This is a genomic window from Natronorubrum marinum, from assembly GCF_052040125.1.
Classification (GTDB): domain Archaea; phylum Halobacteriota; class Halobacteria; order Halobacteriales; family Natrialbaceae; genus Natronorubrum.
Genome location: NZ_JBPPFV010000001.1, coordinates 748,347 through 766,604, shown reverse-complemented (window position 1 = coordinate 766,604; position 18,258 = coordinate 748,347). Strand labels below are relative to the sequence as shown.

The 18,258-nt window shown below is 64.5% G+C and carries 18 protein-coding genes; 8 read left to right on the top strand and 10 right to left on the bottom strand.

Annotated features, from left to right (window positions below; all coding sequences use genetic code 11):
• Positions 1–177 precede the first annotated feature (177 nt).
• Positions 178–627, top strand: a complete 450-nt coding sequence (locus ACSFC5_RS03940) for an ester cyclase (protein ID WP_440763948.1) — start codon at positions 178–180, stop codon at positions 625–627.
• A gap of 381 nt (positions 628–1,008) precedes the next feature.
• Entirely contained in the window at positions 1,009–2,964 is a 1,956-nt protein-coding gene (thrS, locus tag ACSFC5_RS03935; protein WP_440763947.1) for a threonine--tRNA ligase, read from the top strand.
• 55 nt (positions 2,965–3,019) lie between these two features.
• Here thrS and ACSFC5_RS03930 read toward each other — a convergent pair whose 3' ends face one another.
• Complete coding sequence (locus ACSFC5_RS03930; protein WP_440765018.1) at positions 3,020–3,625, bottom strand: methyltransferase family protein; 606 nt, start codon at positions 3,623–3,625, stop codon at positions 3,020–3,022.
• Between the two features lie 186 nt (positions 3,626–3,811).
• Here ACSFC5_RS03930 and ACSFC5_RS03925 point away from each other — a divergent pair, with 186 nt between their 5' ends.
• The 3 genes from ACSFC5_RS03925 (at position 3,812) to glmS (ending at position 6,100) form a co-directional block, all read left to right on the top strand.
• Entirely contained in the window at positions 3,812–4,504 is a 693-nt protein-coding gene (locus ACSFC5_RS03925) for a helix-turn-helix domain-containing protein (RefSeq protein WP_440763946.1), read from the top strand.
• 114 nt (positions 4,505–4,618) lie between these two features.
• A complete protein-coding gene (locus ACSFC5_RS03920) occupies positions 4,619–5,329 on the top strand; it encodes a phosphoribosyltransferase family protein (RefSeq protein WP_440763945.1) in 711 nt (236 codons plus the stop codon).
• Positions 5,330–5,650: 321 nt separating this feature from the next.
• Positions 5,651–6,100: a methylaspartate mutase subunit S gene (glmS, locus tag ACSFC5_RS03915; protein WP_440763944.1), complete on the top strand. Its 450-nt coding sequence runs from the start codon at positions 5,651–5,653 to the stop codon at positions 6,098–6,100.
• A gap of 93 nt (positions 6,101–6,193) precedes the next feature.
• On the opposite strand, the gene ACSFC5_RS03910 is transcribed toward glmS, so the two are convergent.
• From ACSFC5_RS03910 to ACSFC5_RS03900, 3 genes are all read right to left on the bottom strand, one after another.
• Positions 6,194–6,436 (bottom strand): FAD-dependent oxidoreductase, encoded by a 243-nt coding sequence (locus tag ACSFC5_RS03910; RefSeq protein ID WP_440763943.1) that lies wholly within the window; start codon positions 6,434–6,436, stop codon positions 6,194–6,196.
• Between the two features lie 117 nt (positions 6,437–6,553).
• Positions 6,554–7,948, bottom strand: coding sequence for an aspartate aminotransferase family protein (locus ACSFC5_RS03905; protein ID WP_440763942.1), 1,395 nt, complete (start codon positions 7,946–7,948; stop codon positions 6,554–6,556).
• A gap of 94 nt (positions 7,949–8,042) precedes the next feature.
• Positions 8,043–8,564 carry a dimethylarginine dimethylaminohydrolase family protein gene (locus ACSFC5_RS03900; protein ID WP_440765017.1) on the bottom strand — a complete coding sequence of 174 codons (522 nt, stop codon included), beginning with the start codon at positions 8,562–8,564 and terminating at the stop codon, positions 8,043–8,045.
• A 268-nt stretch (positions 8,565–8,832) separates the two neighbouring features.
• On the opposite strand from ACSFC5_RS03900, the gene ACSFC5_RS03895 reads away from it, so the two are divergent.
• Positions 8,833–8,997, top strand: coding sequence for a hypothetical protein (locus tag ACSFC5_RS03895; protein ID WP_440763941.1), 165 nt, complete (start codon positions 8,833–8,835; stop codon positions 8,995–8,997).
• A 24-nt stretch (positions 8,998–9,021) separates the two neighbouring features.
• Here ACSFC5_RS03895 and ACSFC5_RS03890 read toward each other — a convergent pair whose 3' ends face one another.
• From ACSFC5_RS03890 to ACSFC5_RS03870, 5 genes are all read right to left on the bottom strand, one after another.
• Positions 9,022–9,441, bottom strand: coding sequence for an arsenate-mycothiol transferase ArsC (locus tag ACSFC5_RS03890; protein WP_440763940.1), 420 nt, complete (start codon positions 9,439–9,441; stop codon positions 9,022–9,024).
• 118 nt (positions 9,442–9,559) lie between these two features.
• Positions 9,560–9,994 (bottom strand): universal stress protein, encoded by a 435-nt coding sequence (locus ACSFC5_RS03885; protein ID WP_440763939.1) that lies wholly within the window; start codon positions 9,992–9,994, stop codon positions 9,560–9,562.
• 82 nt (positions 9,995–10,076) lie between these two features.
• Positions 10,077–12,185: a pyruvate dehydrogenase (acetyl-transferring) E1 component subunit alpha gene (pdhA, locus tag ACSFC5_RS03880; RefSeq protein ID WP_440763938.1), complete on the bottom strand. Its 2,109-nt coding sequence runs from the start codon at positions 12,183–12,185 to the stop codon at positions 10,077–10,079.
• A gap of 187 nt (positions 12,186–12,372) precedes the next feature.
• The gene (locus ACSFC5_RS03875) at positions 12,373–12,963 is read right to left on the bottom strand and encodes a 50S ribosomal protein L15e (protein ID WP_440763937.1); all 591 of its coding nucleotides are present in this window, start codon (positions 12,961–12,963) and stop codon (positions 12,373–12,375) included.
• A gap of 251 nt (positions 12,964–13,214) precedes the next feature.
• Positions 13,215–13,748: a hypothetical protein gene (locus ACSFC5_RS03870; protein ID WP_440763936.1), complete on the bottom strand. Its 534-nt coding sequence runs from the start codon at positions 13,746–13,748 to the stop codon at positions 13,215–13,217.
• 131 nt (positions 13,749–13,879) lie between these two features.
• Between ACSFC5_RS03870 and ACSFC5_RS03865 the strand changes: the two genes are divergently transcribed.
• Positions 13,880–15,910 (top strand): beta-galactosidase, encoded by a 2,031-nt coding sequence (locus ACSFC5_RS03865; RefSeq protein ID WP_440763935.1) that lies wholly within the window; start codon positions 13,880–13,882, stop codon positions 15,908–15,910.
• Between the two features lie 447 nt (positions 15,911–16,357).
• Complete coding sequence (locus tag ACSFC5_RS03860; RefSeq protein WP_440763934.1) at positions 16,358–17,089, top strand: DUF7847 domain-containing protein; 732 nt, start codon at positions 16,358–16,360, stop codon at positions 17,087–17,089.
• Between the two features lie 131 nt (positions 17,090–17,220).
• Here ACSFC5_RS03860 and ACSFC5_RS03855 read toward each other — a convergent pair whose 3' ends face one another.
• On the bottom strand, positions 17,221–18,126 hold the full coding sequence (locus tag ACSFC5_RS03855; RefSeq protein WP_440763933.1) for an RIO1 family regulatory kinase/ATPase domain-containing protein: 906 nt from the start codon (positions 18,124–18,126) through the stop codon (positions 17,221–17,223).
• Between the last annotated feature and the right edge of the window lie 132 nt (positions 18,127–18,258).

The window sequence follows — 18,258 nt, the reverse complement described above, 5'->3', positions numbered from 1 at the left end:
TACGTGGGTGCGCGGTTCGGACACCAGATGGCCCGGATCTCACACGCCGGTCGCACATTGCAGGGACGCCCTTTACGGCTCGATTCGGCGTACGTCGTCCGGACCGCTTCGGGTGCTGCCGAGTCGGAACGCGCGTCGCGACCCGGATCCGCAGCCCCGACGGGACGAGGTACCACGATGACGACAGAGACGAGATCACTGGTGCGACGCGACCCGGAGGAGGTCTGGACCGAGGGTAACCTCGAGCTAATCGACGAGTTGTTCGCCGACGATTTCGTCCTGCACGATCCGGCGACGGACGGCGAACCGCGGGGACGCGACGACTACAGGGAGTACGTCGAAACGTACCGAGCGGCGTTTCCGGACGTCGAGTACGAGGTCGAGTCGATCGTCGCTGAGACCGATGTCGCCGCGTTGCGATACACCGCACGCGGGACACACGAGGGCGAGTTCGCGGGCGTAGAGCCGACCGGCGAGCGGGTCACGGTGTCCGGGATGGAGCAGTACCGGATCGAAGACGGGCGGATCGTCGAGATGTGGACGAGCTACGACGCCCTCGGGCTGTTCCAGCAACTCGGCGTGGTTCCGCCGCTCGAGGATATCGGCGACGAGACGAGATCGGAGTGACGGTCGGATGGAGCGAGTCGAGTCGGCGTCGGGACGGATCGACGATGCGGCGTCGGGGCGGGTAACGTGATTGGCGGTCCGGACCGAGCGCGGAGTCGGAGCGGATGACGTAATCGGCGACGGGACGAATCGAGCGCGGCGCGACGCGAGCGCGGGACCCGAGACGGGATCGGAACGTCGCCGCAGACCATCAGAAGGCTTTTATCCTACTCGAGACAATTCGAATTCACGATGGTAGGTGTCCGCTTTACAGGGGCTTCCGCCCGCTTCTAACCCACACCTACCGCTCGCTGTGTCGGCCCGAACGCACAGCCGAGCGGCACACGCGGACGCCCGACCGAACTTCTGTGAGAAGTTCACCAACCAGCCACAGCGCTACCCATGTCAGAATCAGATTCCCAGTCAGAGGAACGAATCGTAGTTGTACTACCGGACGGCTCCGAACTCGAGGTCGCCGCCGACGCGACGGTCGAGGACTGCGCCTACGAGATCGGTCCCGGTCTCGGCCGCGACACGATCGCCGGTAAACTCGACGGCGAACTCGTCGCGAAAGAACAGCCAGCCTACGACGGCGCCGAACTCGAGATCGTCACGGACCAGTCCGAGGAGTACCTCCGCGTGATGCGCCACTCCGCGTCGCACTGTCTCGCCCAGGCCGTCGAGCGCCTGTTCGACGCCGAGGAGGTCAAACTCGCCATCGGCCCGCCGACGGACGACGGCTTCTACTACGACTTCGACAACCTCGACGTCGACGAGGAAGACCTCGCGAAGATCGAGGCCGAAATGGAGGAGATCATCGCGGCGGACTACGAGATCGAGCGCGAGGACGTCTCGATCGAGGAGGCAGAAGAGCGACTCGCCGACGAGCCGTACAAGCTCGAACTCTTAGAGGAACTCGCCGAGGACGGCCAGCAGGTCACCTTCTACAGCCAGGGCGAGTGGGAGGACCTCTGTGCCGGCCCGCACGTCGAGTCGACGGGCGAGATCGGGGCCGTCGAGCTGTTGGAGATTGCCGGCGCCTACTGGCGCGGCGACGAGGAAAACACCATGCAGACGCGCATCTACGGCACGGCCTTCGAGGACGAGAGCGACCTCGAGGCCTACCTCGAGCGCCAGCAGGAAGCCGAGAAGCGCGACCACCGGAAGATCGGCAACGAAATGAACCTGTTCTCGATCCAGGACGTCACCGGCCCCGGACTGCCGCTGTATCACCCGCCGGGGAAGACGGTCCTCAAGGAGCTCGAGGACTTCGTCGAAGACCTGAATCAGGACGCGGGCTACGACTACGTCGAGACGCCACACGTCTTCAAGACGGATCTCTGGCACCGCTCGGGCCACTATCAGAACTACGCCGACGACATGTTCATCTTCGACGTCGGCGACGACGAGTTCGGCCTGAAGCCGATGAACTGTCCGGGCCACGCGGCTATCTTCCAGGACCAGTCCTGGAGCTACCGCGACCTGCCGATCCGCTACGCGGAAAACGGCAAAGTCTATCGGAAAGAGCAGCGCGGCGAGCTGTCGGGACTCTCGCGGGTCTGGGCCTTCACGATCGACGACGGCCACCTGTTCATCCGCCCCGACCAGATCGAACGCGAGGTCGAGGAGATCATGGACATGATCACGGACGTCTTGGAGACGTTCGACCTCGACTACGAGATGGCACTGGCGACGCGTCCCGAGAAGTCCGTCGGCAGCGACGAGATCTGGGAGCACGCCGAGGAACAACTCGAGAACGTCCTCGAGAAGCGCAACTTGGAGTACGAACTCGAGGAGGGCGACGGCGCGTTCTACGGGCCGAAGATCGACTTCGCGTTCGAGGACGCGATCGGCCGCTCGTGGGACGGCCCGACGGTCCAACTGGACTTCAACATGCCCGATCGCTTCGACCTGAGCTATGTGGGCGAAGACAACGAAGAGCACGAGCCGGTGATGATCCACCGTGCACTGTACGGCAGCTACGAGCGGTTCTTCATGATGCTCATCGAGCACTACGAGGGTCGCTTCCCGCTGTGGCTCGCGCCCGAACAGGTCCGCGTGCTCCCGATTTCGGACGACAACCTCGGCTACGCCCACCGCGTCGCCAACGAGTTCGACGACTTCCGCGTCGAAGTCGACGGCCGCGACAGCACGCTCGAGCGAAAGATCCGCGCCGCCCACGATGATCGGGTCCCCTACCAGATCATCGTCGGCGACAACGAGGAAGACGACGGCAACATCTCCGTGCGCGACCGCTTCGAGGACCAGGAATACGATGTTGGGATCGAGGAATTCCGCAACCACCTCGAGGGCGAGCGCGACGAGCAGCGGACCGAACCGGACTTCCTGCAGGACTGACGACGGTCAACCGGCCCGACACCAGTATCGATTTTCCGACGGTACTCGAGGCGGCTCACTCCGTAACCGGAGACTCCGTTCGACTGCCGGCGACCGCACGTATCGTTCGGAGCCCAACGAACCGCGGGACCCGATCGGCATACCGCTCGTACTCCTCGCCGTACCGCTCGCGCAGCCACGGCTCCTCGGCGAACGGCAGCGCGAGCCACCAGCCGAGAAAGCACGCGCAGATGACGGCCACAAGCGTGGAGTTCGCGAGGAGTACGAACCCGATCGTCGCCGCGATGTAGCCCACGTACTGGGGATTCCGCGAGTAGCGATACCAGCCGCCGGTTCGCAACTCGCCGGACAGCCCCTTCGTCTCCTCGACGCCCAGGTCGTAGCCGGCCGCGAGCGCGACGGCGAAGCCGCCGACGAACAGGGTCGCGCCGGCGACGAGCGTTGGTCCTCGCGGGAGGCCGAGGCTGTTCCAGTCGAGGTACGCGACCACCGCCAGGACGACGTTGAGCGCCTGCGAAATGCCCCAGTGGGTGTAGAACTGCCACCCGCGTTCGCCGGGCGGCCAGTAGTCGGCGACGCCGAGCGCGCTGGCGACGATACCGACGAGGTTGGTGAGTACGAGACCGAGACCGGCGATGAACGCTACTGTCGTCGGCGTCATTGCGAGCGAGTCGAGCACGGTTACGAGCGCACCTCCATCGACGGTTCGATGGTTGTCCACTGCTCGGCCGCTGTCCACTGGTGCAGTCGCATACGTGACCGTTGCCCCACGATCGTCGTCGGTTTTCTCACGGCTCTACTAGTCAATTTATAAGCGTGTTGGGAGTGTAGTTCCGACCGACAGCCGATGAAGTACCTCACCGTGCGTCTCTCCCAGCCCGACTGGATGCTCCATCCGATGCAGCGGTTCATCCGCGAGGAGGACGCGGTTCGGTACGAGGAGCTCCGGACCTGGAACGTCGCGGGCCGCGAGGACGGCCTCGAGTACGAACTGTTCTACACCGAAGCCGATCGCGAACCCTACGAAGCGGCGATCGAGGCCGTCGACTCGGTTCGTTGGTACGACCTCACGCCGATCGACGACGATTCGTTCTACGTCTACATCTGTCAGGAGACCCGTCCGGAGGACGTGCGCTGGCGCGAGGCGTTCGCCGCGCTGGATCTCGTCGTCGTCCCGCCGATCGTCTACGACTCCACCGCGGCGTTCTACATGACGGTCGTTGGCAGCGGCGACAACCTCCAGGCGATGCTCGACGGACTGCCGGAGGAAATCGACGCGACCGTGCAGGCGATCGGCGAGTACGACCGCCGACACGCACCGCTCACCGGTGATCTCACTACTCGCCAACTCGAGGCCGTCGAAGCCGCCGTCGACGTCGGCTACTACGAGGTCCCTCGCGATAGCGGAGTCGAGGCCGTGGCCGACGAGTTGGGCTGTGCCTCGAGTACGGCCGCAACGCTCCTCCAGAAGGCGCAGGCGCGAGTCATGCGACGGCTGATCGACCGTTACGGACGCGATAAACGCCCGGACAGCCGGTGAGTGTGCGGGCAGGAGTTCGGGCACCGACCGTGCGGGTAGATCTGCCACGTTCGTGCAGATCCGGTGTAGATTTTCGATCGAAATACCCATAGTTGCGGAATCGTGCATATCTGTATGAACAGAGCCGAGAAGGCTGCCCTTCAGTTGCGGGCCGTCGACGTGTTGCGGATGTTGAAAGAGACGCGGACCTACGACGAGCTCGCCGAGACCACGGAGCTTCCGGCGGGCGACCTCAACCGATACGTCAACGGCCACGTCCTTCCCGGAACCGAACGCGCACGCGAAGTCGTCGAGGACCTCGGCCGAGAAGCGCTCGGGCAGGAACTCGAGGCCCGTATTCGGGTCGACGACGAGGGCTACGTCGACAACAGTTCGGCCGTCTTCGATCAGCCGTTTCTCGACCTCGTCGCGCCCGTCGTCGCCAACGGGTTCGAGTTCGATCGCCCCGACGTGGTGTTGACCGCCGCGACCGACGGCATCACGCTCGCCGCCTCGCTCGCGAGCTACTACGGGACCCGCTGTGCCTACGCGAAAAAGCGCAAGGAGACCGCCGTCGAGGAGTTCATCGAGGCCCGCGAACGGCTCCAGTCGGGGATCGAACTCACCTACTACCTCCCCGAGTCCGCCATCGCAGAGGGCGAGTCGGTGCTCGTCGTCGACGACCTCATCCGCTCGGGCGAAACGCAGGAACTCCTCCTCGACATCGTCGAAACCGCCGACGCCGACGTCGCCGGCGTCTTCGCGCTCATCGCCGCGGGCGAGGACGGCATCGAGCGCGCTCGAGGCCGGACCGACGCGCCGATCGGTGCGCTGACGACCGTTTGATCGTCCCCGCTCGTCAGCGTATCAGCCGTCTCGAAGTTCCTACTACCAGTTCTGCGATCGCGTTCGACCGATCGACCGTCTCGCGATCACGTATCGACGTGTACGACTTTCGAATCGCGACGCTCGTCTCAGCCTGAACGGACGGGAATCGACCGACGCGAGTCGAACGGACGGATATCGCCTCGAGCAAGTGCGTAGACGACCGAATCGAGTAGCCTTCCGTTCGGGTGACCCAATCGCACGACTGGAACCGTGTGAACCGTTGCCACATTATTAATCATTAGGTTTATGGTGGTCGCCGTATTCGGTGGAGGTACGAACATGACGAAGACAGTCATCCTCGGCGTGATCGGGTCCGATGCCCACGTTGTCGGGATCACCATCCTGGAACAAGCGTTTGAGGCGGCCGGGTTCGACGTCGTCAACCTCGGAGTGCAGACCTCCCAAGACGAGTTCGTCGACGCAGCGACCGCCCACGACGCCGAGGCTGTACTCGTCTCCTCGCTCTACGGCCACGCCGAGCAGGACTGTGAGGGACTCCACCAGGAGATGCTGGACGCCGACCTCGAGGACGTCACGACCTACATCGGCGGCAACCTCGCCGTCGGGCAGGACGACTTCGACGAGACCCGCACGCTGTTCCGCGAGATGGGCTTCGACCGCGTTTTCGACTCCAAAACGGATCCGGAGGACGCCATCGAAGCGCTCCGAGCCGACCTGGACGTTCGCCCGTCGGAAACCGAGCGGGAGAGTCAGACCGTCTCCGCGTGAGTTCCGGTCGGCAACTGCCGGATTTTCGTTTCACCTGAACGCGCCTTCGTAGAGGCGCGTCGCTCCGTAGTCAGTAACCGTCTCCGCCGTCGCTTATGCTGGTAAACTCGAAGTCGCTCGAGCGGTCGTCGAACCGATCGAGTTCGAACGGCTCCGCGGGTAATCGGTGTACGACGGCGCCATGGTGACCTCCCCCGCGGCGCGGGCGGTCGCACCGCTCGCGAGCGTCCCCCGCTCGAACAGGGACACGTCGTAGGCGGGCGAGAGCGCTCTCGCGATCGCACAGCCGACGACGCCGCCGCCGACGATCGCAACGTCACGTCGATCGTCGGTCACCGGTGGTCACCGACCGTTTGCAACGCGTCCTTGAGCGAGCCACCCGCGCGCGAGTTCCTTCGCGATCCCGTCGTCGGACGTCGCGTCCGCGGAGTCCTGATTCGAGCGCATACTCGATCAGTCGTCGTAGGGGTGGTCGACCGCGCGGAAGGCCTCCTCGGCGATCTCCAGTGCGTGATCGATCTGGTCTTCGGTGTGCGTGTACGTCGTAAAGAAGCGTTCGCCCTGCATCGGGTTCCCGAACAATACGCCGCGCCCGGCGGCCTCGAGCCACCAGTCGGCGAACTGTTCTTCGTTCGCTTTCCAGCTATCGCGATAGGAGTGGATGTCCGCGTCGGTCATGTAGACTTGCCCCATCGAGCCGACGTGTTGGACGTTCGCCGGCAGTCCGACGTCGTCGGCGACCTCCTGAAGTCCGGTGAAGAGTTTTTCGCCCAACCGTTCGATGTGGTCGTAGACGTCCTCACGCTCCAGGATTTCGAGCGTCTTCAATCCGGCCGCGGCGGAGACCGGATGACCGTTGTACGTGCCGCCGTGGAACGCGGAGGCGTGCCACTTTTCCTCATCCTTCTTCGCCGGCGGCTCGATTTCGCGCATGATCTCGGCTTTGCCCCCGAATCCGCCGGTCTGGTAGCCTCCACCGGCGACTTTCGCGAAAGTGGTCATATCCGGCGTAACGCCGAATCGCTCCTGGGCGCTCCCGAGACCGAGTCTGAACCCGGTCATCACTTCGTCCCAAATGAGTACGATCCCGAGTTCCTCCGTGAGTTCGCGGAGGAACTCGTGGTAGCCGTCCCGGGGCTTGAGACAACCACAGGAGAACATCACGGGTTCGATGATCACCGCCGCGAGGTCGTCGGCCTGTTCACGGAGGATGGCTTCGGTCGCCGCCTTGTCGTTGAAGGGGAACGCGACGACAGTGTCGCTGACAACGTCAGGAATACCGGTCCCGTAGGAGACGGTGTTCGGTCGGTCGGCGGGGCCGAGCGCCTCCTCGCTGGCGTACACGCTCTGCAGCGCGTAGTCGTGTGCCCCCGCGTACCCGCCCTCGGGTTTGGCGACCTTGTCGTTCCCCGTGTACGATCGGGCGACGCGGAGGGCGTGCATCGTCGCCTCGGTACCGCTGTTCGCCAGCCGAACCGACTCGATGCTGGGAGTCAACTCGGCGATTTTCTCCATGAACTCGATCGCAATCGGCTGCGGCGTCGCCGTCAGATCGGCGGTGTCGACCTGCGATTTCACCGCCTCGCGGACCTCCGGGTGACCGTGGCCGAGGATAATCGGACCCAGCGCCAACAGGAAGTCGAGGTACTCGTTGTCGTCGATATCGGACACGTGCGATCCGTCCGCTTCGTCGATGTAGAAGGGATACGGATCGAACGCGCGGACGTTGGATTCGACCCCGAGCGGCGTTACCGCCCCGGCGCGCTCGTGAAACGCTTCACTCGACTGCGTTCGCTCGCGGAGCAGTTCGGCGTGGTCGTGGTCGCGTTCCTCGTCACCAAGGCTCATTGTCGATATCGACGGCGAGGTTGTCAATAAATCTTTAGAGAAAAAGCTACTCTGACGAAATTAGTACGATTACATACCCAGTATTGTGACCAGATTATTCGAACGGAGTGCGCTCGAGCGGGAGTACGAGTCCTTTCAAGTCGCCGCCGGCTTTCGTCGTCTCGCGAATTGGCAACTCCGTGACGTCGATGCCCCGGTCGACGAGCGCCGAACTGACCGTCTGGTTCCCCGCTGGCAGCAGCACCGATCCCGGCTCGACGACGACCGTACTCGTCGCACGATTTCGCTGTTCGCGCATCGGAACGGAGACGACTTCGATACCCCGATCGGTAAGCAATTCGAGGAACTCGTCGGGTACCGCTTCGGGGTAGACGAGGGCCAGGTCGGGCGCAACCATCGAGAAGACGAGCGCCAAGTGGGTCTGCCCCGTACTTTCGGTGCTCCCGAAGATCGGTACCTCGACGACGTCGATATCGTACGTCTCGAGGAGGGTCCGGACCTGTCGAATGCCTTCGGCGTTCGTCGTCCGCGAGCGACCGATCGCGATCGTCTCCTTGTCGATCCAGACGACGTTGCCGACCTCGAAGCTGCCGGAACCGTGAACCGAATGGTAGATCGGAGCGCCGAGTTCGACGAACCGTTCGGTGATGTGGCGCTCCTCGCCACACCGAAGCGACCCTATGTGGAGAACTATTGACGGTGAGGGGCTGGTTTCGTCACAAATTAGTTGGTACAGAGAGCTACAGTGACAGAAAAGGACACGCGTGGGAACTAAACACAGTGTCGAGAGGCAGGAACCGACGGCGGTCCGGAAACTGATCCGGACCGTTCGTCACCATCGGTTGACGAGATTACTGGTTACCGTCACACCGAGTGCGTTCTGGTTGACAGTACTCTTCCCGATCTCGCTCGGGGTGATGTTCTACTACAGTCTCGGCGAACGCGGAGCGTTCGGTGAGGTACTGCCCGTCGCGGAGAATCTCGGTCTGCAGCAGTACGCGCTCTTGTTCGTTCCTCGAGAGGCATCGGTGCCGGAAGCGATCTGGTGAGCGATCGCGTGGATCGGCGAGAGATTATCGCGACTCGATCTCGTCGAACAGCGCCTTCACACGCCCGCATACGTCCTCGCGGATCTCGTGGACCGTCTCGAGGTCCTCCCCGTGAGGATCGGGCAGATCCCAGTCGCGGACGTCCGTCTCGGCCTCGAGTTCGAGCGTCGAACAGCCCATCGTCGCGACGTAGTCACAGGACTCGAGCGTCTCGTCGTCGATCTGCCGTGGCTCGCGCCCGTCGAGATCGATCCCGTCTTCGGCCATCGCCTCGCGGACGACGTCGTGGACCGCGTCCGCGGGGTGCGTGCCGCCGGAGTGGATCACGACCGCGTCGGTGAGATCCCGCGCCTCGCGCTCGCGTTCGGCGTAGGCGGTCGCCATCTGGCTTCGGCCGGCGTTCTGGACGCAGACGAACGCAACGTGGGTGTCGTCGTCGGTCATACACGGAACCAGTGGCTGGGACGCCCTAATCGTTCGTATGTGGGCTCCTGTGAGAACAATATGCACAGATAACACTCACGAGACGCTGTCGGGCCAACTCGCCGCCGCGTGACTACAGTCACCGAACGATCGTCACCGGAACGGACGACCGGCGGGCGACCTTCTCGGCGACGCTGCCAAGCAGGATACGGCTCGCGCCCGTCCGCCCGTGGCTGCCGATAGCGATGTGGTCGACGTCGTTGTCGTCCGCGTACTCGACGATCGACCGCGAGATACCGCCGACGATGTGATCCGTTTCGATCTCGACGCCGTGTTCGGCGCCCAGTTCGCGCGCGTGCTTCAGAATTTCCTCCGCCCGGGTTTCGTGAGCGTTCTGAATCTCCTCGTAGTTGGCCATCGCACCCCCTTCGATCCCCGTTGCGGCGTAGAAATCGCCCGGGTCGAGGACGTGCAACGCCGTGATTCGAGCGTCGGGGTACTCCTTGCAGGCGAACTCGAGCGCCTGCGTCGATCGATCCGAGTCGTCGACGGGAACGAGCACGTGGTCTACCATACCTCGGCCTACGCCGGCCTCCAAAATAAGCCTCGGGCCGGAATCGTCCGGAAATCGGTAACGACGGGACCACAACCAGCGCCTACTGGGAGGCGACCCGTTCGATCGCCGCCCGAATTCGCGCCTCGTCGGGTCGGTACGCCTCCTCGCGCCCGAACAGCGGGACCGGAACGTCGTAGCCCGCGACGCGTTCGATCGGCGCTTCGAGGTGCCAGACCGCTTCGTCCGAGATGCGGGCCGCGATCTCGGCGCCGAAGCCGCCCGTCCGCGGCGCTTCGTGGACGACGACGCAGCGACCCGTCTTCCGGACCGACTCGAGGACCGTCTCGGCGTCCATCGGGCTAATCGACCGCAGGTCGATCACGTCGGCCGATACCTCGCTCGCGTCGACGGCTCCCTCGACCTCCCGGACCATCGCGCCCCAGGTGACGACGGTGACGTCGGTCCCCTCCTCAACGACGCGTGCCTCGCCGAGGGGAACCGTATGGTCCTCCGGAACCGGTCGACGGGCCGCCCGATACAGCGGCATCGGCTCGAGGAAGAGGACGGGATCGGGGTTCCGAATCGCGGACCGGAGCAACCCGGCCGCGTCCCCCGCGGTGGAAGGGATCACAACCTTGAGTCCCGGCACGTGGGCGTAGCCCGCCTCGTAGCTCTCGGAGTGGTGCTCGAGGGCTTTCACGCCCAGGCCGTAGGGCGCTCGGATCACCATCGGACAGGTGAGTTTCCCGCGAGAACGGCTTCGGATCCGCGAGACGTGCTGGTGGATCTGAGAGAACGCCTGGAAGCTGAAGCCGGCGAACTGGATCTCCGCGACCGGTCGGTAGCCGGCCACCGAGAGGCCGACGCCGAGGCCGACGATGCCGGCTTCGGCGACCGGGGCGTCGTGGACCCGTCCCGGGAACGTATCGAGTAAGCCCTGTGTCGCCCGGAAAACGCCGCCGTCGACCCCGACGTCCTGCCCGTAGACGAGGACGTCCTCGTCGCGGTCCAGCTCCGCGCCAAGCGTCTCGCGGATCGCCTCGACCATGTTCAGCCGCTCGACGCCCTCGGTGGTCCCCGATCCGGTCGCCGTCGAGCCGCCGTCGCCGCGCCGGCTTCCGTCTGCGGGGGCGACCTCGCGTCCCGAATCGTCCAGAAATGCGTCGCGCTGGCGCTCGAGGTACTCGGGCGGATCGCCGTAGGCCGTCTCGAACATGTCCGCGGGATCGGCGTTCGCGGCGGTCTCCCGGGCCGCTTCGAGGTTGGTCTCGAGAACGTCCTCGATCTCGCGCTCGACCTCCGCGACGGTCCCGTCGTCGAGGATCCCGCGGTCGCGGAGGTAGCCCTCGAATCGCAGGATGGGGTCCAGGGGCTCCCACTCCTCCTCTTCCTCGACGGTCCGGTAGACGGAAGGATCGTCCGCGGTGGTGTGCATCTCCCGGCGATAGGTCGTCGCCTCGACCAGGGTCGGAACGCCGCGTCGAGCGCGCTCGATCGCCTCCCGCGTGACCAGATAGACGGCAAGGATGTCGTTGCCGTCGACCTGAATCGGCTCGATACCCGCGGCGACGGCCTTCTGAGCGAGGGTGGCGGCCCGCGTCTGTTTCGACAATGGCGTCGAGATCGCGTACTGGTTGTTCTGACAGAAGAAGATCGTCTGGGCCTCGTAAACCCCCGCCAGATTCATCGCCTCGTACACCTCGCCCTCGCTGGTCGCGCCGTCGCCGAAGTAGGTGAGCGCGACTCGATCGCTCTCGTTCATCGCCTCGGCCCAGCCGATTCCGGCGGCGTGTAACGGTTGGGTACCCACCGCGATCGACGGCGGCATGATCGGCACGTCGTCGGGCGGTTCGCCGCCCTCCTCGAGTCCCATCGCGTACTCGAAGATGCCCTGTGCGGACAGCCCGCGGGCGAGCGCCGAGGGATGTTCGCGGAACGCGGGGACCGTCCAGTCGTCGTCCGAAAGCGCCGCAGTGCTCCCCACCTGAGCGGCTTCCTGTCCCGTCGACGGCGCGTACGTTCCCAGCTCACCCCGCCGCTGGAGGGCGATTACCCGCCGATCGAGTCGGCGAGCGTGTTTCATCGTCCGGTACCACTCGAGCAGTTGTTCGTCGTCGATATCCGGCTCCAGAGATTCGTCGACGCGCCCCTCCTGATCGAGTACCTGCACGCGATCGATCGTGAACTCGGCGACCGGTGATCGTGGCATACCCTCCGTACCACGGACGGCTACTTAGTGTCCGTCGCCGCTATCGCGCAGGTGAGAGTGGTGCACGGAGTGGCCTGTCGCCGTCTGAGAACGACAGCACGTCTCGGGCGCAGTCGCTCTCGAGTGCGGAGGAGTCGCCAAAAATCGAAGCAGGTGGTGTAAAGCCGACCGCGGTCGGCGGAGCGGGTTACTTGCCGCGGCCTTTGCCGCCGTTGTTCGACGGACGGACCTTCTCGGCGCCCTTGCCGCGGTTGTTGAGACCGCGGTTGGCCGTGCCAGCGTTGGTGAGGCCACGGAACGCGCGGTTCGTGTGCGTGTCGTCGCAGATCCAGTTGAGATCGTCGTCGTTCTGGATGGCGGGGTGTTCGGGATCCACGAGGATCACTTCGAACCACTTCTGCGAGCCGTCTTCCCCGACCCAGTAGCTGTTGAGCACGCGCAGGTTGGGGTACTTGCGGGAGACACGCTCCTCGCCGATGCGCTGGATGTTCTTGCGCCGTCCGATACGGTTGACACCCTGGCGCTTGGATCGGCGACCGGCCGTAAATCGTTCCTTCCGGGCGGTCCCCTTACGGACCGAGACCCGGGTCACGATGATGCCCTGCTTGGCCTTGTAGCCGAGTTCGCGCGCCTTGTCGAGGCGGGTCGGGCGCTCGATTCGCTCGATTGCGCCTTCCTTTCGCCATTCCTGTTTTCGCTGCCACTGGAGTTCCCCGAGCTTCCCGTCGTCGGGGTCCTTCCATGCGTCCTTGATGTGGGAGTAGAAGCTTTTTGCCATAGCTATCACCGCGGGCGTTTCCTGGTTCAATCCCGACCGGGGCCGGTCCCCGCGGATCACATCCCGACCTGTGGTGGCGTCGTCGCCGAACAGGTGCCCGCTGATGCCCGCGACTCAGCGAGTCTACGACAGTCTACCCAACTCTCGAGTATAAGGGCTTCGAACTCCGAGGACGCGCTCGGGGTCGAAAACGAGGTGCCGGTGCGCTCGAGTCGGACGGGGGAGCCGTCCGCGCGAGTCGACGCGTCCGCTCAGCGCTCGAGCGGAACGCGTTCTCCCAGACCGGCCGGTGCGACGCCGTTGACCGTCGCGAACACGGCTCCCAGGAGGAGTCCGTAGACGAGGTGGCCGATCGCGAACAGCAGCGCGCTAACCAGTTCGGCCGCGACGCCCGGCACCGGCAGGAACGGCAGCGGTAGCGTCGCGACGCCGGCACCCTGCATCGCGACCGGGAACAGGACACCGCCGGCGAACAGCCCCAGAATCGCGCCGAAGAGCAGGCCGACGATGACGTAGTCGGTGAACGTGATCAGCAGTTGTTGGACGATGCTGCTCGAGGCGATGGCGGCGAACAGCAGTCCGAACAGGACGCTGAGCAACAGGTGGACGGTCCAGCCGACCGCGACCGCCGTCCCTGCCCCGGGAACGAGTCCGCCTAGCAACTCGATCTGGTTCGCGCCCAGGTGGAGTACCAGCCCCATCGTGATTCCGCCGACCAGACCACCGGTGACCCCGCCGCCCCAGATGCCGATACCATCGAGTGTTCGGGTGGTATTTTCTCCCATGGTACTAGCTACGGACGCGCGCCAAATTAAACGATCATCCGTCACTGACGGCGACAGGTACTCGACGCGTCCCGAACGGAGTTCGTCGGAAGTGTGAGAAGGCTTAGGTAGGCACGTCGTGGCGTGCGAATATGAGTATCGGAGTCTGTTACTTCCCGGAGCACTGGCCCCGGGAGCGCTGGGAGTCCGACGTCGAACGGATGGCCGAAGCGGGTCTCGAGTACGTCCGCATGGCCGAGTTCTCGTGGGCCGTCCTCGAACCCGAACGCGGCGAGTTCGAATTCGAGTGGCTGGACGAGATCGTCGAACTGATCGGCGGGTACGGGATGCAGGCGGTGCTCTGTACCCCCACCGCGACGCCGCCGAAGTGGCTGGTCGACGAACGGCCCGACATCCTGCAGGAGGACGCCGACGGAACGGTTCGGGAACACGGCAGTCGTCGGCACTACTGCTTCAACTCCGACGCCTACCGCGAGGAGACCGAACGAGTCGTCACGAAACTGGCCGAACGGTACGCGGACGACCCGACCGTCGCGGGCTGGCAGACCGACAACGAATTCGGCTGTCACGGGACCGTCCGCTGTTACTGCGACGACTGCGCCGAGGCCTTCCGCGAGTGGCTCGCCGACGAGTACGGTTCGATCGAAGCGCTCAACGAGGCCTGGGGGAACACCTTCTGGAGCCAGCGGTACGCCGCGTTCGAAGCGGTCGACCCCCCGGGACCGACGCCGTCCGAACACCACCCGTCCCGACTGCTCGACTACGCGCGGTTCTCGAGCGACTCCGTCGTCGACTACAACCGGTTGCACGTCGACCTCCTGGAGGAGGCTAACTCGGACTGGTTCGTCACCCACAACTTCATGGGCCGGTTCCCGGCGCTCGACGCCTACGCGGTCAGCGAGGACCTCGATCTGGTCTCGTGGGACTCCTATCCCACGGGATCCGCGCAGGATCGCCTCGAGGGTGACGCCTCGCCGGACCAGTTGCGGGCCGGCGACCCCGATCAGGTGGGGATGGACCACGACCTCTACCGGAGCGCGCTCGATCGCCCGTTCTGGGTGATGGAACAACAGCCGGGTGACGTCAACTGGCCGCCGCACTGTCCCCAGCCCGGCGAGGGGGCGATACGACTGTGGGCCCACCACGCGACCGCCCACGGCGCCGACGCCGTGCTGTACTTCCGGTGGCGACGCTGCCTCGAGGGCCAGGAGCAGTACCACGCGGGACTGCGGAAACAGGACGGCTCGCCCGACCGGGGCTACCACGACGCCACCCAGACAGCGGACGAACTGGCCGACCTGGGCGATGTCGACCACGTCGACGCGCCCGTGACCCTGCTGTTCGACTACGACAACCTGTGGGCGCTCGACGCACAGCCCCACTCGCCCGACTTCGATTACTGGAGCCTGCTCGAGTCGTTCTACGGCGCGCTCCGCGCTCGCAGCGTGCAGGTCGACATCGTCCACCCCGACACCGATCTCGCCGAGTACGACGCCGTCGTCGCACCCGCGCTCCACCTCCTCACCGGGGACCTCGCCGATCGGCTCGCGGATTACGTCGAACTCGGCGGCGAACTCCTTTTCGGCCCCCGAACGGGCGTCAAAGACGAGTACAACAAGCTCCGACCTGCACCTCAGCCGGGGCCGCTTGCCGATCTCGTCGGCGCGACGGTCGACCAACACGAGTCGCTGCCGTCCCAGATCGAGACCAGGGTTCGATCTGCGAACGATCCCGACGGGCAGAGCGAGACGTACCCGTTCCGCACGTGGGCCGAGTGGCTCGAGACCGATGCGGCCGAACCGTTACTCACCTACGACACCGACGGGATCGAATCGGGCCGAACAGCCGCCGTTCGGAACACCGTCGGCGACGGCAGCGTCGTCTACTGCGGCGTCTGGCCCGAAGCCGACCTCGCGGACGATCTCGTCCGCCCGCTCCTCGAGCGAACGGGCGTCGCGTACAGTGATCGCCTCCCCGACGGCGTCCGGGTCGGCGAGCAAAACGGACGGACCTGGGTGACGAACTTCTCGAGCGACCGGTATCGCGTCGATCCCGACGACGACGTCTCGTGGCTCGTCGGCGACGCGGTCATCGGCGCGTTCGACGCGGCGGTCGCGGACGGCGAAATCGTCGACGGGCTCTCCGTCGATCGACTCGAGTGAGCGATCGGTGCCCGGCGCCCTCGCTCGATTCGAGAACCGAGCCGCAAGTTGTTATCAGTCCTCCAACGATCGATCGTCGGGAGCGTCTCGTCCTGCATTACCGCTCTACGCTCGCTGTCAGCGAACAGCGAGGTTCCGGTGACGAAGGCCGCGTCCGGACTCGTGAGGAAAGAGACGGGTTGGCCACGTCAACTGTCGAAACGTCAGTTCGGTCACCGCTTCGAGTCGCTCACGGACTCCGACGCTAGTCGAAGCAACGGCGACCGTTTGGTATACCGCCTCCTCATTTTATATACCAATATATGATTGATTCCGGGAGCGCAGTCGCTCGAGTCAGATAGAACCGAAGCTCCACACACGGCGCCGGGAGGGTCTCTCCGTCGGGATCCTTCGACCTACCTAACTATGTTAACATAACTATATCTCCTCAGGGCGCGTACTCTATGCATGGTCTTCAGCATCATCGACGCAATGACCGATGGATTCGACCGCACCCGCGAGCGGAACGGACTCATCTTCGTCGCCGTATTTGCCGTCCTCGCCGTGGTGAACGCCCTCGTCGCGCCCACGAACCTCGGTCCCGCCGCGGAAACGGCACCGACGGTCGGCCTCGTCGATGTCGCTACGGGACTGCTCTCGTTTGCCATCACGATCGCAACGCTGGTCGTCGCAATCGTTGCGCTGCGAACGTTCGCTTCCGACGAGCGGGAGATCATCCCGCGTGAGTTCCAGCGCAGGAATATCGGGCTGGCCACGCTCAACCTCTTCGTCGGAGCGATCGTCTTCGCCCTCGCCGTCGCCGTCGGGAGCCTCTTCCTGCTCGTCCCGGGGCTGTTCATCCTCGTCAGCCTCTACTACTGGAGCGTGTTCGTCGCGGTTGAAGACCAAAACTTCGTGCAGGCGTTCCGCAGCAGCTGGGCGCTGACTCGCGGCAGCCGACTCCGACTGTTCGGTCTCGGCGTCGCCGTCGTCTTTCTCGGCCTGCTCGTCAACGCCGCAGTCGGCGTGCCGGCGGTCTTGGCCGGCGGAATCGTCGGTACCACGATCTTTCAGATCGGAGGCGCCGTGGTCTTCGTCTACGCCCTCGCGACGACTGCTCGCGCGTACGATCAACTGCACACGCTCGAGGAGCCACCGGAAGCCGAGCCGCGACCGGGCGCCGCCGGGACGCCGGCCTGATACGGATTGCTGTAACGATTTATCGGCCCGACCGCAGGACGGCTCGCGGTCGGCCCGGAAATGACTTACAGTAAACCGTATGAGAACAGTTCGATCAACCAGCATCCGTTTTTATCGACTTCCGACGCCGATCAGACGTCAGTTACCGTCTCGAACGATCCGTCGGCGACCGATTCCGCGACGTCGTCGCTCTCGAGTTCGTCGGGTACGTGTCGAGGATACTTTCGTCGGAAGTAACCCACGATGTTCGTCAGATCTCGACGGAGGAACTCGTCGGCGTTCTCGTGATCGGTCGGGACCGCCTGGGGCCAGTCGAAGACTTTCACGCCCGCTTCGCTGACGAAGACATTGTACTCGCTCATGTCCGCGTGGACGTACCCCTCATCGTACGCGCGCGCGACCTCGCGAACGAGCAGGTCGAGGACCCCGAGCACCTGCCCATCCTCGAGTTTCGTTCGCGAGAGTTCGACGCCCTCCATCTTCTCCATGACGATAGCGTGGCGGTTCTGACCGATCGGCCGGGGAACCGAGACGTCAGGATACAGCTCCTCTAAGATGTCGTACTCCCGTTCGGCCGCTTTCCGAGCGGTGTACATCCAGGAGACGTGCTCGTTATCCGAGGTGTAGTCCCGTTCCTTGTGGACTTCCCGGAAGTTCGTGTACCCCTCGCGGTGGTACTTCAGCGCGTGGGGCTTGTAGGATTTGACCTCGTAGACGTCGCTCTCCTTGCCGACGCCCAGCGGCGAGCCGAACTCGCTGATCGTATCCTGCTCGACGAGCGCTCGCAGCGCGAGGATATCGTACCCCTCGAACTGGAGCGTGTAGCCCTCGTACTGGATCGTTTTCTTCTCGACCAACCCTCGTTTGAGACAGCGTTCGAGCCGGTAGTCGACTTCCTCCTCGGTCAGGCTCGAGAACTTCGGGAGTTTCTCCCGCTGGACCCACTCGGAGAAGCGCATTCCCTGCTCGACCCCCGATAGGAGATAGAAGTCTTCGGTCTCGAGTTCCGGAAGTAATCCGGCGACGTTCCGCACCATAGCGCGTGGTAGCCGGCGTGTACGTAAAAACGTCGTGACGTGCGGATCGCACTGTCGTGATCGGTCCGCCCGAGAACGTTCGTCTTCGATCGTCGTTCGATCGTCGTTCGATCGGCCGTTCCCGGCGTTCTA

Coding starts and splice junctions, on each gene's coding strand:
- glmS (WP_440763944.1), top strand. CDS start 5,651: ATGACGAAGACAGTCATCCTCGGCGTGATCGGGTCCGATGCCCACGTT.
- ACSFC5_RS03905 (WP_440763942.1), bottom strand. CDS start 7,948: ATGAGCCTTGGTGACGAGGAACGCGACCACGACCACGCCGAACTGCTC.
- ACSFC5_RS03920 (WP_440763945.1), top strand. CDS start 4,619: ATGAACAGAGCCGAGAAGGCTGCCCTTCAGTTGCGGGCCGTCGACGTG.
- ACSFC5_RS03875 (WP_440763937.1), bottom strand. CDS start 12,963: ATGGCAAAAAGCTTCTACTCCCACATCAAGGACGCATGGAAGGACCCC.
- ACSFC5_RS03860 (WP_440763934.1), top strand. CDS start 16,358: ATGGTCTTCAGCATCATCGACGCAATGACCGATGGATTCGACCGCACC.
- thrS (WP_440763947.1), top strand. CDS start 1,009: ATGTCAGAATCAGATTCCCAGTCAGAGGAACGAATCGTAGTTGTACTA.
- ACSFC5_RS03930 (WP_440765018.1), bottom strand. CDS start 3,625: ATGACGCCGACGACAGTAGCGTTCATCGCCGGTCTCGGTCTCGTACTC.
- ACSFC5_RS03885 (WP_440763939.1), bottom strand. CDS start 9,994: ATGGTAGACCACGTGCTCGTTCCCGTCGACGACTCGGATCGATCGACG.
- ACSFC5_RS03940 (WP_440763948.1), top strand. CDS start 178: ATGACGACAGAGACGAGATCACTGGTGCGACGCGACCCGGAGGAGGTC.
- ACSFC5_RS03890 (WP_440763940.1), bottom strand. CDS start 9,441: ATGACCGACGACGACACCCACGTTGCGTTCGTCTGCGTCCAGAACGCC.
- pdhA (WP_440763938.1), bottom strand. CDS start 12,185: ATGCCACGATCACCGGTCGCCGAGTTCACGATCGATCGCGTGCAGGTA.
- ACSFC5_RS03870 (WP_440763936.1), bottom strand. CDS start 13,748: ATGGGAGAAAATACCACCCGAACACTCGATGGTATCGGCATCTGGGGC.
- ACSFC5_RS03855 (WP_440763933.1), bottom strand. CDS start 18,126: ATGGTGCGGAACGTCGCCGGATTACTTCCGGAACTCGAGACCGAAGAC.
- ACSFC5_RS03865 (WP_440763935.1), top strand. CDS start 13,880: ATGAGTATCGGAGTCTGTTACTTCCCGGAGCACTGGCCCCGGGAGCGC.
- ACSFC5_RS03925 (WP_440763946.1), top strand. CDS start 3,812: ATGAAGTACCTCACCGTGCGTCTCTCCCAGCCCGACTGGATGCTCCAT.